General features: G+C 40.7%; 13 protein-coding genes. 8 read left to right on the forward strand and 5 right to left on the reverse strand.

The features are described from left to right. Window positions 1-155 precede the first annotated feature (155 nt). The 6 genes from coaD to glyQ all read left to right on the forward strand — a co-directional run bounded on the left by coaD (window position 156) and on the right by glyQ (window position 5,327). A complete protein-coding gene (gene coaD / locus CALSC_RS03665) occupies window positions 156-734 on the forward strand; it encodes a pantetheine-phosphate adenylyltransferase (RefSeq protein ID WP_088240061.1) in 579 nt (192 codons plus the stop codon). Continuing rightward, entirely contained in the window at window positions 617-1,330 is a 714-nt protein-coding gene (locus CALSC_RS03670) for an ATP synthase subunit B family protein (RefSeq protein WP_143288138.1), read from the forward strand. Before coaD ends, CALSC_RS03670 begins: the two co-directional genes overlap by 118 nt. A gap of 578 nt (window positions 1,331-1,908) precedes the next feature. Next, window positions 1,909-2,349 (forward strand): RrF2 family transcriptional regulator, encoded by a 441-nt coding sequence (locus tag CALSC_RS03675; RefSeq protein ID WP_088240063.1) that lies wholly within the window; start codon window positions 1,909-1,911, stop codon window positions 2,347-2,349. A gap of 150 nt (window positions 2,350-2,499) precedes the next feature. After that, the gene (gene cysK / locus CALSC_RS03680) at window positions 2,500-3,462 is read left to right on the forward strand and encodes a cysteine synthase A (RefSeq protein WP_088240064.1); all 963 of its coding nucleotides are present in this window, start codon (window positions 2,500-2,502) and stop codon (window positions 3,460-3,462) included. 15 nt (window positions 3,463-3,477) lie between these two features. Continuing rightward, the gene (locus tag CALSC_RS03685) at window positions 3,478-4,185 is read left to right on the forward strand and encodes a J domain-containing protein (RefSeq protein WP_088240065.1); all 708 of its coding nucleotides are present in this window, start codon (window positions 3,478-3,480) and stop codon (window positions 4,183-4,185) included. Window positions 4,186-4,454: 269 nt separating this feature from the next. Further along, on the forward strand, window positions 4,455-5,327 hold the full coding sequence (glyQ, locus tag CALSC_RS03690; protein ID WP_088240066.1) for a glycine--tRNA ligase subunit alpha: 873 nt from the start codon (window positions 4,455-4,457) through the stop codon (window positions 5,325-5,327). A gap of 61 nt (window positions 5,328-5,388) precedes the next feature. On the opposite strand, the gene CALSC_RS03695 is transcribed toward glyQ, so the two are convergent. The 5 genes from CALSC_RS03695 to CALSC_RS03715 form a co-directional block, all read right to left on the reverse strand. Continuing rightward, the gene (locus CALSC_RS03695) at window positions 5,389-6,525 is read right to left on the reverse strand and encodes a peptidoglycan-binding protein (protein ID WP_088240067.1); all 1,137 of its coding nucleotides are present in this window, start codon (window positions 6,523-6,525) and stop codon (window positions 5,389-5,391) included. 148 nt (window positions 6,526-6,673) lie between these two features. Next, complete coding sequence (locus CALSC_RS03700) at window positions 6,674-7,759, reverse strand: DMT family transporter (RefSeq protein WP_088240068.1); 1,086 nt, start codon at window positions 7,757-7,759, stop codon at window positions 6,674-6,676. Window positions 7,760-8,000: 241 nt separating this feature from the next. Further along, a complete protein-coding gene (locus CALSC_RS03705; RefSeq protein WP_088240069.1) occupies window positions 8,001-8,255 on the reverse strand; it encodes a DUF1830 domain-containing protein in 255 nt (84 codons plus the stop codon). Window positions 8,256-9,192: 937 nt separating this feature from the next. Further along, entirely contained in the window at window positions 9,193-10,272 is a 1,080-nt protein-coding gene (locus CALSC_RS03710) for a peptidoglycan-binding domain-containing protein (protein WP_088240070.1), read from the reverse strand. A 53-nt stretch (window positions 10,273-10,325) separates the two neighbouring features. After that, window positions 10,326-11,273 (reverse strand): N-acetylmuramoyl-L-alanine amidase, encoded by a 948-nt coding sequence (locus CALSC_RS03715; RefSeq protein ID WP_088240073.1) that lies wholly within the window; start codon window positions 11,271-11,273, stop codon window positions 10,326-10,328. A 191-nt stretch (window positions 11,274-11,464) separates the two neighbouring features. Between CALSC_RS03715 and bchH the strand changes: the two genes are divergently transcribed. After that, window positions 11,465-13,876: a magnesium chelatase subunit H gene (gene bchH / locus CALSC_RS03720; protein ID WP_407641878.1), complete on the forward strand. Its 2,412-nt coding sequence runs from the start codon at window positions 11,465-11,467 to the stop codon at window positions 13,874-13,876. A 10-nt stretch (window positions 13,877-13,886) separates the two neighbouring features. Further along, window positions 13,887-15,173 carry a cobaltochelatase subunit CobN gene (locus CALSC_RS28130; protein WP_407641879.1) on the forward strand — a complete coding sequence of 429 codons (1,287 nt, stop codon included), beginning with the start codon at window positions 13,887-13,889 and terminating at the stop codon, window positions 15,171-15,173. Window positions 15,174-15,331: the final 158 nt, after the last annotated feature.

The raw sequence follows: 15,331 nt of genomic DNA on the forward strand, positions 1-15,331 counted from the left end.
TTTATTGTTCGATTAATAACCCCTCAATCCACCGGAATAGGGGATTAGGGCAAAATCATAGCTGTGATCAGCAACGCCCAAAAACCTGAATTCAGGACAAGCTAATCGGCGTTAGCTATAATCTCTTCCAAAACAAGCGAGGTATCAAAAAGATTGTGATTGCAGTTTATCCAGGTAGTTTTGACCCTGTGACCTTAGGACACCTCGATATTATTCAGCGTAGCGCAAGGCTGTTTGACCATGTGATAGTAGCTGTATTACGTAATCCCAACAAAACACCATTATTTACAGTACAACAAAGATTAGAGCAAATTCGTCTATCCACCAAAAATTTATCTAATGTTGAGGCAGATAGTTTTGATGGCTTAACCGTGAATTATGCCAAAATACGCCATGCAGGAGTCTTGCTGAGAGGTCTGAGGGCAATTTCTGACTTTGAAGTTGAACTACAAATGGCTCACACCAATAAAACCCTATCTACTCAAATAGAAACTGTTTTTTTGGCTACGTCAAATGAATATAGTTTTTTAAGTAGTAGTGTGGTAAAAGAGATTGCAAGATTTGGCGGTTCCGTCGATCATCTTGTCCCCCCCCATGTTGCTCTAGAGATTTACCAATGCTACGCCCAAAAGAATACAACATCGAACCCAACTATACAAACGGAAAAACCCCTCCCTCACCAGAGTTCCCTAACGGAGTCTCCCCCGGAGAAGAAGGGGGAACAGAAAGCATAGATATTCAGCAAGAACTCAACCGCTTGGAAGAAATGATCCTGACAAGCACTCGCATTCCTTTGTTTGCTAAAACTCTGATAGATGAAGAAAAGTTACTAGATCATCTAGACTTTATTCGAGTTGCTTTACCGTCAGCTTTTGCAGAAGCAGCGATGATTATCCAGCAAAAAGAAGAAATTTTTTTAGAAGCTGAAGAATATGGTCAGCGAATTGTTGATGCTGCACAAGGTAAAAGGGCACAAATTTTAGATGAAAGCGATATCATTCACCAAGCCCAGCAAGAAGCAGCTCAGTTGCGTCATCAAGTACAGCAAGAGTGTGAAGAAATGATGCAAGAAACTCTGGCAGAAATCGATCGGCAACGACGGGCTTGTCAACAAGAATTAGAGGAAATGCAACGTCAAGCTTTTGCAGAAGCAACAGCTATTGAACAGGGTGCCGATAAATATGCTGATGGGGTTCTAGTAAATATTGAACAGCAGCTTCAAGATATGATGCGGATTATACGTAATGGAAGGCAACAATTGCATCAAGGCGAACAGCAACAAGGAAAATCCCAGCCTGAGAATAATAATTCCAAAACTCGTAATTCATAATGGCTCTTATCCCTGGTAGGATAGGTGACTAGGATCAATTATACAAAAATCCTATTTGATTTGTAATTTGCCAAAAACAAGTTAAAAATTTTACCAAAGGATAAAAATATACAAGTTCCTAAATTTACTTTATGGACAAATAATCAATAATTGTGCAGCCATGCATAGGCACAAGGCGGTAATAATTTCAGTAGTCCGCAAAAATATTGGTAAGATTCGCGACTTTATACCATTTTGAAAAAATAATGGGACAGATGGGTAGGGGCACAACACCAGTAAGATAATTTATACATACCAAAAGATTTTGGATGCTGTACCCTTACGAAAAATGTATGTGTCGCAAACATTATTTGAATTGGTATTAGACATGAAGTCAATCCAAAATCCAAAATCCAAAATCCAAAATAGTTTGATATTCAGTCCGCCAATATGCGGTTTTTTCATTTTCCTAATCTGAAATCAACAAACCCCAGTGGAGAACCGGAGTATACTAGAACAGTTATGGATTGAGAGTATAAGTTAGAAATTTTTACTCCTAACTCCTAACTCTTCACTCTTAACTTTCATCAAAGCAGCTTGTGGAACTATCCTGTAAATCTGAATACGCAATACTGGCTCTGCTAGAACTAGCAACCAACTATCAAAGCGGAGAACCTATGCAAATTCGACAGATTGCCGCACAACAAAATATACCAGATCGCTATCTGGAGCAACTACTGGCAACTTTGAGGCGAGGTGGCATAGTTAAGAGCCAACGAGGTTCTAAAGGTGGCTATCTGCTGACTAGAGATCCTTGGAAAATCAACCTTTTCGAGATTTTGGCTTGCTTAGAAGGGTTGGATAAGGTGAACAAAAATGAAGGGGAAACTCAATTTAAAACAGCTGATGGCAGCGTCATTGGGGAAATATGGCAAGAAGCCTGTCAGGCTGCTAATTCTGTTTTAGCAACCTATACCTTAGCTGACTTGTGTGAAAAAAGAGATGCACGTCGCCATCTAAATATCATGTATTACATCTAATTTTAAGTGAGTCATTCAATTTTAGATTTTAGATTTACAGAAGAGTAAAAGAATACAAGCCCCTGACTTTTCGTTGGTTTTGCGCCAAATTCTGTAAGTATTTAATATAATCAGCAAACTTTTGATAGTAATTTGAATTGAGAATTAATTATGCAAATTGCCCATAACATCACAGAACTTGTTGGTCGTACACCCTTGGTACAATTAAACCGGATTCCCCAAGCTGAAGGTTGTGTAGCCCAGATAGTGGTCAAGTTAGAAAGTATGAATCCAGCCGCTTCAGTCAAAGACAGAATTGGGGTAAATATGATTCAAGCTGCGGAGAAAGAAGGGTTAATTACTCCGGGGAAAACCATATTAGTAGAACCAACTTCTGGGAATACGGGTATCGCCCTAGCAATGGCTGCTGCTGCTAAGGGATATCGATTAGTTTTAACTATGCCAGAAACCATGAGCAGTGAACGAAGGGCAATGTTACGGGCTTATGGGGCAGAATTAGAACTGACTCCTGGGAGTGAAGGGATGAGTGGAGCAATTCGCCGTGCCCAAGAAATAGTAGATAAGACGGCACATACCTATATGTTGCAACAGTTTCGCAACCCTGCCAATGCTGAAATTCATCGGCAAACCACCGCCGAGGAAATTTGGGAGGATACTGACGGAAAAGTAGATATGATTGTGGCAGGGGTCGGTACTGGAGGTACAATTACTGGGGTAGCAGAAGTATTAAAAGCTCGCAAACCAGGGTTTAAAGCGATCGCAGTGGAACCAGCCAACAGCCCAGTATTATCCGGAGGCAAACCAGGACCCCATAAAATTCAAGGTATTGGTGCTGGATTTATTCCGCAAGTGATGAAAGTAGAATTAATCGATGATGTAATTAGTGTTACCGACGAAGAAGCGATCGCTTATGGTCGTCGTTTAGCCAAGGAAGAAGGCTTACTATCAGGTATTTCTACTGGTGCAGCCCTATGTGCAGCTATTCGCATTGCCCAACGTCCAGAAAATCAAGGACGCTTAATTGTGATGATTCAACCAAGCTTTGGAGAAAGATATTTAAGCACACCCTTGTTTCAAGATTTAGAACCCAAGGTTACAGCTGGGGTCAACTAAAGGTAAATTAGAATCATGGCAGATTCTAATCATTACCAAACTTTAAACGTCAGTCCCAATGCCAGCCAAGCGGAGATTAAACAAGCCTATCGCCGCTTGGTAAAACAGTATCATCCTGACAGTAACCAGGAAACTGTGGATCGGGAGGATATTATCCGTATTAATGCGGCCTATGAAGTGTTAGGGGATGCTAGCACTCGCAAATCTTATGATCGACAAATTCATTATCAGTACCACAAATCCTATGCTTCTAGCTATTCTTCTAGGCAAGAGCGTACAGTAGAAGTTCAAAAAAAACACCAAACTAAAAGACGTACTGGTAAAACTACTGATGAAAAAATTGAAGAATGGTTACGTCTTGTTTATCACCCTTTAAATAGCCTCCTCAGCCCCATTCTCAATTCCCTGAAACAACAAATTAACGAATTGTCTGCTGATCCATTTGATGATCAACTATTAGAAGAATTTCAGGATTATCTGCAAAATTGCCGAGAAAAAATTAAACAGGCTCAATTCACATTTCGTTCCCTACCCAATCCCCCCAGCCTAGCCAGAACCGCAGCCCATTTTTACTATTGTCTCAATCAAATTAATGACGGTTTAAATGAGTTGGAGTATTTTCCCCTCAGTTACGATGAAAGTTACCTACACGCAGGACTAGAAATGTTTCGCATTGCCCACCATTTATACAGAGAAGCACAACAATCTGTCCAACAATTTTAGAGGGAAAGAGAGAAAGAGAGAAAGAGGGGAAGAGGGAAAGAGGGAAAGAGGGAAGGAGTGAAAGAAGTGTGGGAAGTGTGGGGAGATGAAATAACTAAATATCAAGCATCAACTAGCAACTAGCAACTAGCAACCATCAACCATCACTCCATCACTCCATCACTCTCTCACTCCATCACTCCCCACACCTCCCACAGGATTGATGATTGCTCTAGAGGACTACCGAAACCCGTAGTCATATAATTGATAGTTGTTAAGGAAAGTTGATTGTGAATTTTCAGTCAGTCATAGCTGTATTAAATCAATTCTGGAGTCAGCGCGGTTGTTTAATTGCCCAATCCTATGATATGGAAAAGGGAGCTGGCACTAAAAACCCACATACCTTTTTAAGAGCATTAGGACCCGAACCATGGTCTGTTGCCTATGTAGAACCTTGCCGTCGTCCCACCGATGGGCGCTATGGTGAAAATCCTAGTCGCTTTCAACATTATTATCAGTATCAAGTTTTGATTAAACCCTCACCAGATAATGTTCAAGAAATTTATTTAGATTCCTTGCTGGCTTTAGGTATTCGTCCAGAAGACCACGATGTGCGATTTGTGGAAGATAATTGGGAAGATGCCACAGTTGGCGCTTGGGGTACTGGTTGGGAAGTATGGCTAGATGGAATGGAAGTGACCCAATTTACCTATTTCCAGCAGTGTGGTGGGATTGATTGTCGTCCAGTATCCATTGAGATTACCTATGGATTAGAACGGTTGGCAATGTATCTCCAGGGTGTGGAGGCGATGACAAAAATTCAATGGACGGACAATTTGAATTATGGAGATGTACATCTCCAAGGTGAAATTGAACAGTGTACTTACAACTTTGAGGCTTCTAATCCAGAAATGTTGTTAACACTATTTAATCTGTATGAGGAAGAAGCTAAACAATTAACAGAGAAAGGTCTGGTATTACCCAGCTTGGATTATGTAATTAAATGCTCCCACGCTTTTAACTTATTAGATGCAAGGGGTGTGATTTCTGTCACAGAGAGGACGCGGTATATTGGTAGAATTCGTCATTTAGCCAGAAAGGTAGCCCATATGTATGTAGAACAAAGAGAACAGTTAGGGTTTCCTTTGTTAAACAAGGCATGATTTGAATTGATAAAAAGCCCCTAATCTGGTATGGAGGTTAGGGAGTCTCAAATCATACTCTTCAATTTATTTCTGATTCCAGCGACTTGGGTGATGAAGCAGAGAAATTATTCGGCAAACAGCGCATCCGATTCATTTTTTCTAAAGCATATTTAGCTGTGGCTTGTACTTCCCCATCAGCATCTTCCGTAGCGTGGTAAAGCATCTGACTTACTTGAGCCATTATGTCATACACCTGGGTCAAGTCCCGGATAGCGTTTTGTCGCACTTGGGGACTTTCATCTTGTAAGGATATAGCTAAAGCCCGATTTATGGGTTTGAGATTACGGGTACTAATTTCTGCCAAAGCAGCCAAGATTAAACTACGTTGTTGGGAATCAACATTTACCATTAAGTCAACTAAGGGTTGAATTGCTCGCGAATCTCCATGCTGTCCTAAATTCCAGATTGCTTTGCGTCGTTGACTCCCATCTTGACTACCTAAGTCTGTGACTAACTCGTCCACAATATTTACTTTTGCTAACTGGGAGGTTGGTTGTGATGGTAATAACTGGGTTTGGGGAGACGAGAGTTGTAATTCTTTTGGTGTAGTTACTGACAATGCTTGATTTTCTACCGCAGAATCCAATGTTGTAACTGATGGTTTTAGCAACTGTTGATTATGGATACTATCAGTTTGGTCAATATCTGTATGGTGTAACTTTCTTTTCTGAGAAAACCATTGGACACAATACAAGAATGCACCAATACTACCTAAAAAACCTACCCCCATTAATGACCACCACACAAAATTATTACCCGATGATTGGGGTGGATTTTTGGTTAATTTTGGGTTTGCGGTGGTAAGTAAGCTACTAGCTTTTTTTACCTGTACTTGCAATTGCTTTCTGGTGGCATTACCTACACTACCATCTGCTGATAAATTTTGTTTTTGTTGAAATTTAGATACAGCATTTCTCGTAGCTACACCATATTTACCATCGATCGCACCACTGTAGTACCCCAAATTTTGCAACTGTATTTGTAATTGTTCTACATCTTTGCCTTGACTACCAAGGTAAAGAATATTCGCAGAAATACTTTGAGCAAATAAATTACTATGGGTAACACCATAAAAAAATGCACTGGCTGGAATTGGGTAAAATATCCAGCTAGTTAAATAGATAAAGATGGGAATAGGATGGGTGCAAAGCTTCATACAAAAGGTTTTCCCCAGTAAAGAAATCAGTGAACAAGGTACACAAATAAATTTTAATTAGAAAAAATAGCTATCAATACACCCTAATGTAGCTTTGTTGCAGACTGTTAACTTATTTTACATGTATCTTAGTTGACTTCCGTAGAATTTAGGGCAAAACTTCTGGTTCCGATTCTCTGACTGTTAAATTTACAGTTTGTAAACCCCGTTCGGAAGTTGCCAATATTGCTGGCTGTGGAGTTGTATTTGTATCCACCTCAACCACTTGCTGACTAGCACCAGCTAATTTTTCTCGCTGATTAATTAAATAAATACTGATGAGGGTGATAGCTACCCCTATCCACTGCAAGGGGCTAAGAACTTCATTGAGCAACAAATGACCAAATATTAAAGCAAATACAGGGGTGAGAAAGGTGAGAGAACTAAGACTAGTCAGATTCCCCGCAGAAGCAAAATAGAAAAATAAGCCGTAGGCGATCGCACTGCCAAATACGGTAGCATAACCTAGGGCAATCCAATCAGCAGGGATCAGATTAACAACAGGATCACTTTCTGTGAAGAATGAAAGTCCCCACAATGGTAAACCCCCAATAATCATATGCCATCCCGTGGCAGTGACCGGATCGGCATAGCGACAGACAAACTTAATTAAGATGGTTCCTAGCGCCATACTTAATGCCGCTAGTAGCATCAACCATTCACCCGTTGCGAAAAAGGAGACGGGTATATCATTCGTAGATGAGTGAGAGAGGAAGGGAATAAAACCGGAAATACTATTGAAAATCCATTCATCAGGTAAGCCAATCAGACTAATACCAGTTACCCCCAGCAACAAACCTAGCCATCCCCATAAACCAATCTTCTCCTGAAATAACCACCAAGACATTAAAGCAACTGCTAAGGGTTGAGAATCAATCATCACCGAACCCAAACCAGCACCTGTTTTGACTAATCCTTCTCCGAGAAAGCCTTGAAATAAGGTTCCATCGACCAAAGCAAATAGGGTAATCCACAGCCAAGCTTTCCATCCTTGGGGCTGTGGTCTACCCATAAATGCTGCTACGATCAAAATCAACACTCCTGCTGGCAACAAGCGTACTCCCGCCATAAAAAGTGGTGTTGTGTGGGGTATCACTCCTTTCATTGCCACCATTGCTGTACCCCAGAAGAAAAAGGGTGCAATTAACAGTAAAGGTGCTGATGGGAATTGGGATGCACGAAGCGGAAGTTGCATAAGTTGCTGGGAACCCTTCGGATTAAAATACAAAAGTATGATTACCTAATCTTACTTCATTATGTATTTTTGTGAAGGAATTATACCCAAGCATAAAGGACTTCCAAATAAAAAAATAATCAATCACTTGGAATGCAGGAGAGCAGGGGGCGGGGAGCAGGGGGAGAAAGAGTTTGGGTTATTTTTGCATGGATGGCAATATCATAAGTAATCAGGCGGACATGACATTACCCTGTAATGATCAAGTAACTTGCAATTGAGCACAGGGAAGTTTTTCTGCTAAAATAACTTCATTCTTCTGACCTATATGAATTTCCAAATCAGCTTCTGGTAAAGCTTCAAATAGTAGCTGTTCTCCAGGGAATACCACTCGCTCAAAGTACCAACCAGGAATGTTAGAAATTCGAGCAATGAGGATTTGATTGCTAAGGTTGGAGTAAACGCATAAGATTCGTTGACCATACTCCAATGGCAGTGAATCAAGAGTTTGAGTCATCGTTAATTAATTCAGGTGTTGCTAGTATTGAATAAATTTGAGTCATCAGAAAAGAATTAAACTCATATCATAGAAATATTGCAAAAAATTAAATATTTTACTGATGGTTAATTTCTTGACATCACGATGGTAGCCCTCACTAAACTGCTGGTTACCAACTACAGTTTTGCAGAGGGGTATTCACCAAAAATTAATTAGTTGACAATTGTATATAAAAACAAAATTAAGATACAATCTGATCACAAAATGAATTGTGAATCAAATAGAATCTAGCAATTGTTGCCAATGTCAATCTTCAAATATTTTCATTTGCAGTAAAAATGTAGATCACAAATGCTAGCTAATTTACAGATATTCTGTGATATAGCCAGCACTGGATTTCAGAGATTCACACTGTAGTTATTGTCAATATATAAGACCTGCTCATGGATTTACAGTAATTTATGTCACTGTTTCAATTCTCAAATTTGTAGCTATGCTGCAATCCCAACTCAGGTGGAATGTTAAATATCAATTTATCGCAAAAATCATTAATTCAGGCGTTGTTAATATGTTTTAGTGGCATTGTTAAAAATACGAAGAAATATTTTTAGTCATACAGGATTATAGGGATACACGCAAGTAATAAGTAATAAATCATAAATAATAAGTTTACTGAGCATGGGTTTGGAACTGCAACAATGTCTCAAAATATATGCGTAGTGCTATATGACGAAGTTTGCCCATTGTGAGCAAAAAATAATCGTGATTTTACTGCATTTTTACCATGTATTTAGTCCTTCTTTCAGTTATAAAAATAAAACTCCAGAAGGACTGTAAGGGACTTCCAAATAAAAAATAATCAATCTATTCGGGATGCAGAGGAGATGAGGAGATAGGGAGATAAAGAGAAATCCACAATCTAAAATCTAAAATCTAAAATCCAAAATTAGATAACCTAATAGCCATTAAATGACCAATGGGGTGGATCTGTAGCTAACTTCAGGACTCCATAGGATCTACCTACATTCCACAATTGCCGATTAAATGCTCCCACTTGAGGACTACTAACACGAATCATTCTACCCCTAGCATCTTTGACTTGAATTGTCCCTTCCCAGGTAATAATCCAATCCACAGCCTTACCTACAATATGGTTAGAACGCAAGGATACAGGATTACCACCAAGCCCATAAGCATCCACCATATCCTGAGCAGCTCGTAAGGAACCCGCATTAGTGTAATGCACCCAGTCAATATCTAATCCCCTCAGACGGGGTACGCGCCAAGGGGAAATTTGTCTGCGGTCTATTTTAGCTGCATAATGCATTAAGTGAGCCCGTTGTCGGGGGCGGACAGTCGTAGTCACTATAATTTTACAACCCGCATCCCGTAGTGCTTTTTCAAAAGCTTGTACCCGCCAACGGAATGAAGGAGTTAAGGAAGAAATAGAGATGCTTGTGGGGAACTGTTTATGCCAATGTTCTCCACTCAGGCGAAATCTCTGTTTTTTTGCATAGTCATTAAAGATATCCAACGCGGGAGTCAAATCAGACCCTAATTTTTTCTTAGTATTATCACTCAGGGCATCTTCTAATTCCCCACGTAGACGCACATCCCGCTTTTTATACGCCTCTGCCAATCCTTTACTACTTCTAGGACCAAAATCTCCATCTACAGTCAAGGGAGGGGGTAATTGTGCTATCTGGTTTAAACTGCGTTGGATATCTTTAACCTCTGTTTCACCAAATCTCAGATAACTGAGTAAACTGTTACTACTGATGTTGGGAAGTAAAGATAAAAGTCCTTGTTGGAGAGCTACATTATAAGTATTGTTACCAACAACACCATCAGCACCCAAATTATTGTTTTGTTGGTAGGTGCGAGTGGCGCGATATGTATTCCAGCCAAAGTCCCCATCAGGAGTACCCACTGGTAATTTTTGATCCCGTAAAAATCTTTGCCAAGCTAATACAAAAGGATTATTAGAACCTCTTCTAATTAGTGGCAATCGTAAAGCACTCACATTAAAAGCCATGATGCATTCCCCGCACTTGCAAAAATAACGATAAATTCACGCTCACTTCTCAATTAACCAATGAATTTAGTCCAAGTCATATTACCAATAATGCCATCAGCAACTAAGCCATTTTGTTGTTGAAATCGTTTGACTAAGCCTTCTGTTTGTGGACCATAAATACTATCATTCTCAGCACCGAGACGATATTGTATATATCTAACTGCTATTCCTCCAGCATGATTTCTTCTGAGGACTCTTTTTGATAAAATTTGGTTAATTCCTTTCCAAGTTGTATCTCCAGCAATTCCTGTTTGTTGAATTGCTGTAATTCTTTGTAAATTTTGTACAGCTGTTTTTGTTTGTGCACCAATAATCCCATCTTCTACTAAGGATCGTCCATTTTTACCGGGAATTTTCAATCGATTTAAAGCCTTTTGTAATCGCAATACGGCTGTGCTAGGATTATCTTCTTCATCAGGTATATGAATAATAGGCTCATTCTCATCAGGTAATTTACCAGCTAATCCTTTGACAATTGCATTTGCCATTGTTTCTGGATCAAAAAGCTTCATATCCTTACGAGCATCACAAAAGCAACATTCTACAAGAATGGCGGGCATATTGGTATTTTTGAGGACATACAAATGGGAGCCATTTTTTAAACCACGTCTAAAAAATCCTAACTTGGTGATTTCATCAAGGACTGGCTGACCTTTTTTCCTGGCATTATCACTGATTGCATATACTTCTGTACCGTTTGCCAAACCATTAAAAGCATTAAAATGAATAGAGACAAATACATCAACTCTATTGGCATTAGCGATATTACATCTAGTAGAAAGAGAATCGGTAATTGACCTGGATCTTTGTGGTTTACAGTTTATCACCTGATGGTTTAAAGCTTTGAGTTTGGTCATAACTCGATTCCCTACATCTAAAGTTAAATTGTCTTCAAACTTTATGCCTTGGGCTCCAATATCTGGGGAAGAATTATGTCCGATGTCAATGCCAAATTTCATTAATTCCATTATTTATACCTCAGTTATTTTTGACGAATGTTTCTGATTTAACAGACTAGGGGATATTGTTTGCTGAATACATGAATAAATTCAGTATATGAATGTACTAGATTGTATAAATAACAGTAATCATCATTCATTTGTGACATTCCTTTAAAATGGAAGTAAAGAAATATTTTTAAAATAAGGGCATGAAACGCATTGTCTTGATTGCTGGGTTTGAATCCTTCAACGCTGATTTATACAGGAAAGCCGCCTCCTTGGCAACCACCCGGTGTCAAAATTTAGACGTGCGGGTGTTTAGCGATCGCGCCATTACCAGCCACCAGAGTGAGGTGGAAGCCGCCCTAGATGGTGCAGATGTGTTTTTTGGTAGTTTGCTGTTTGATTATGACCAAGTGGTTTGGTTACGCGATCGCATTTCTCAAATTCCTATCCGTCTGGTGTTTGAGTCGGCTTTGGAGTTGATGAGTTTGACTAAGTTGGGTGCTTTTGCCATCGGGGATAAACCCAAGGGAATGCCCAAACCAGTTAAATTTATACTTGATAAGTTCAGTAATGGCAGGGAGGAAGATAAACTTGCTGGTTATTTGAGTTTTTTAAAGGTAGGGCCAAAGTTATTAAAATTTATCCCCATTGGCAAGGTTCAAGATTTACGTAATTGGTTAATTATTTATGGTTATTGGAATGCTGGTGGTTTTGATAATGTCGCTGCCCTATTTTGGATAATAGGGGAAAAGTACTTGGGGTTGCAGGTTGGAGACATTCCCCCACCCGTAGAAACCCCGAATATGGGATTACTGCATCCCGATTATCAAGGGTATTTTACATCGCCAAAAGAATATTTAGAGTGGTATCAACCAAGAATCACAAATTCTTCCCATCTCCCTGTAGTCGGTATTATTCTCTACCGCAAGCACGTAATTACCAAACAGCCATATATCAATCAACTAATTCACTATTTTGAAAAAGCTGACTTAATTCCCCTACCGATTTTTATCAATGGAGTGGAAGGACATGTGGCTGTGCGGGATTGGATGACTACTGAATATGAAACCCAGCAACGTCAAGATGGTAATGTGGAAATTGCTTCTTTGTCTCCAGCAGCAGTAAAAGTGGATGGGATTGTCTCTACCATCGGTTTTCCTTTAGTAGGTGGCCCAGCAGGCTCTATGGAAGCCGGGAGACAGGTAGAAGTAGCAAAACGCATTCTGACAGCGAAAAATGTCCCTTATATCGTCGCTGCACCTCTATTAATTCAAGATATTTACTCCTGGACGCGCCAAGGAATTGGCGGTTTGCAGAGTGTAGTTTTATACGCTTTACCAGAGTTGGATGGGGCAATTGATACGGTTCCTCTCGGTGGTTTGGTGGGAGAGGATATTTATTTGGTTCCAGAAAGGGTACAACGGTTAATTGGCAGGGTACAAAGTTGGATTAAGTTGCGGCGGAAACCATCATCCCAGAGGAAGATTGCTGTGATTTTGTATGGGTTTCCCCCTGGATATGGTGCGGTGGGGACGGCGGCGTTGTTAAATGTACCTCGTAGTTTGATGAATTTCCTGGAGGCTTTAAAGGCTGAGGGTTATGACGTTGGGGAGTTACCGGAAGATGGGGAAGAGTTAATTCGCTGGGTAAAAGAGGCGGATGAGGATATCTCACCCCAAAACTTAGAAGGGCAAAGTTCTTCTTCCTATGTCTGGGAACCTCTGGATGAGGAAAATTCTCTAACTACTGTGAATGTGCGTCAACTAGAGAAGTGGTTGGGGTATCTGCAAGTATCCCGGATTGAGAAGCAGTGGAAGTCCTTGACAGGGAGTGGGATTAAGACTTACGGGAATGAATTTCATGTTGGTGGTGTGGAGTTGGGAAATATTTGGATTGGGGTACAGCCACCTTTAGGTATACAAGGTGATCCCATGCGGTTAATGTTTGAACGGGACATGACTCCCCATCCCCAATATGCTGCTTTCTATAAGTGGTTACAGAATGAATTTGAGGCGGATGCTGTGGTGCATTTTGGGATGCATGGGACGGTGGAATGGTTGCCCGGTTCGCCTCTGGGAAATACTGGTTATTCTTGGTCAGATATTTTACTGGGTGATTTACCAAACCTGTATATATATGCAGCAAATAATCCGTCTGAGTCGATTTTGGCGAAGCGTCGTGGTTATGGGTTGTTGATTTCTCACAATGTACCTCCCTATGGACGGGCGGGGTTGTATAAGGAGTTGGTGGCGCTACGGGATTTGATTGCTGAATATCGGGAGGATACCCAGAAGAATTATCTGTTGAAGGAGGGGATTTGCAAGAAAATTGTGGATACAGGTTTGGATGCTGATTGTCCATTTGCGGAAGGGAGGAAGCTAGGGATTGCTTTTAGTCCGGAGAATGTGCGGATGTTTAGTAATCATGCTTTTGATGATTATTTGGTGGAGGTATATGAGTATTTGCAGGTGTTGGAGAATCGATTGTTTTCTTCCGGGTTACATGTTTTAGGTTCAGCCCCAGATGATGAGGAGATGAGTTCATATTTGCAGGCTTATTTTGGGGAAGAAGAGGAAAAAGCAGAGGAAGAGGAGAGAAGAGGAGGGAGTCATTAGAGATTTATTGATGCAGAGTACGGATGAATTGACAAATCTGTTACGGGGTTTGAATGGGGAGTATATTCCCCCGGCTCCTGGTGGTGATTTATTACGAGATGGAGCCGGAGTTTTACCTACGGGCAGAAATATTCATGCTTTAGATCCCTATAGAATGCCTTCTGCAGGGGCTTATGAGCGGGGAAGGGAGATTGGTAAGCAGATTATTCAGCAGCATTTACAGGAGCATGGCACATATCCGGAAACGGTGGCGGTGTTGTTATGGGGTTTGGATGCGATTAAGACTAAGGGTGAGTCCCTAGGAATTCTGTTGGAGTTGGTGGGGGCTGAACCTGTAAAGGAAGGGACGGGAAGAATTGTCCGTTATGAGTTGAAGCCCGTCAGTGAGGTGGAACATCCCCGGATTGATGTGTTGGGGAACTTATCGGGAATTTTCCGCGATACGTTTGTGAATATTATTGAGTTGTTGGATGATTTGTTTCAACGAGCGGCGGATGCGGAGGAGCCGGAAGAGGAGAATTTTATTCGCAAACACGCTTTGGCGTTAAAGTCCCAAGGTGTGGAGAATGTGGCGGCGAGGTTGTTTTCTAATCCTGCGGGTGATTTTGGTTCTTTGGTAAATGACCAAGTTGTGGATGGAAATTGGGAATCTCGGGATGAGTTGGCGAATACTTGGGAAAGTCGCAATGTTTTCAGTTATGGGAAGCAAGATAAGGGTCAGGCACGCCCGCAAGTATTGAAACAATTATTGCAAACTAGCGATCGCATTGTCCAGGAAATTGATTCCGTGGAATATGGTTTGACGGATATCCAAGAATATTATGCCAATACGGGGGGATTGAAGCAGGCGGCGGAAAAACAAGGAGGGAAGAAGGTAACTGCTAGTTTTGTGGAAAGTTTCTCCAAGGACACCACACCCCGGAATTTGGATGATTTGCTACGGATGGAATACCGCACGAAGTTATTAAATCCCAAATGGGCGGATGCGATGGCGAATCAAGGTTCGGGGGGTGCTTATGAAATTTCCCAAAGGATGACAGCGTTGATTGGTTGGGGCGGTACTGTGGATTTTACTGATGATTGGGTATACGACCAAGCAGCAGATACTTACGCTTTGGATGTAGAGATGGCGAAAAAATTGTGTCAAGCTAATCCAGAAGCCTTTCGCAATATTGTGGGCAGGATGTTAGAGGCTCATGGTAGGGGCTTTTGGCAAGCTAGTGAGGAGAAATTGCAGCAGTTAAGGGATTTGTATGATTTGACGGATGAAGAGTTGGAAGGGGTGACGGTTGAATGAGTGGAGTAAAATCAAAAACAGCGAAAAAGCAAAAATTAGCTAAAAGAATTATCCGTTAGCTAACATGTGACACGATTTTTGCTCTTTTGCCCTTAGCTCGACTTTATCCATTTAAGCTGCATAAACAGCAATGTCCCTCAATAGATGGTTTAGCTATA

It is taken from the genome of Calothrix rhizosoleniae SC01 (assembly GCF_900185595.1).
GTDB lineage: Bacteria > Cyanobacteriota > Cyanobacteriia > Cyanobacteriales > Nostocaceae > Calothrix_A > Calothrix_A rhizosoleniae.

Bases quoted from the DNA above. Each gene is read 5' to 3' on its own strand.
- CALSC_RS03670 (WP_143288138.1), top strand. From the start codon at position 617: ATGCTACGCCCAAAAGAATACAACATCGAACCCAACTATACAAACGGA.
- cysK (WP_088240064.1), top strand. From the start codon at position 2,500: ATGCAAATTGCCCATAACATCACAGAACTTGTTGGTCGTACACCCTTG.
- CALSC_RS03685 (WP_088240065.1), top strand. From the start codon at position 3,478: ATGGCAGATTCTAATCATTACCAAACTTTAAACGTCAGTCCCAATGCC.
- CALSC_RS03695 (WP_088240067.1), bottom strand. From the start codon at position 6,525: ATGAAGCTTTGCACCCATCCTATTCCCATCTTTATCTATTTAACTAGC.
- CALSC_RS03700 (WP_088240068.1), bottom strand. From the start codon at position 7,759: ATGCAACTTCCGCTTCGTGCATCCCAATTCCCATCAGCACCTTTACTG.
- CALSC_RS03705 (WP_088240069.1), bottom strand. From the start codon at position 8,255: ATGACTCAAACTCTTGATTCACTGCCATTGGAGTATGGTCAACGAATC.
- CALSC_RS03710 (WP_088240070.1), bottom strand. From the start codon at position 10,272: ATGGCTTTTAATGTGAGTGCTTTACGATTGCCACTAATTAGAAGAGGT.
- CALSC_RS03715 (WP_088240073.1), bottom strand. From the start codon at position 11,273: ATGAAATTTGGCATTGACATCGGACATAATTCTTCCCCAGATATTGGA.
- bchH (WP_407641878.1), top strand. From the start codon at position 11,465: ATGAAACGCATTGTCTTGATTGCTGGGTTTGAATCCTTCAACGCTGAT.
- CALSC_RS28130 (WP_407641879.1), top strand. From the start codon at position 13,887: ATGCAGAGTACGGATGAATTGACAAATCTGTTACGGGGTTTGAATGGG.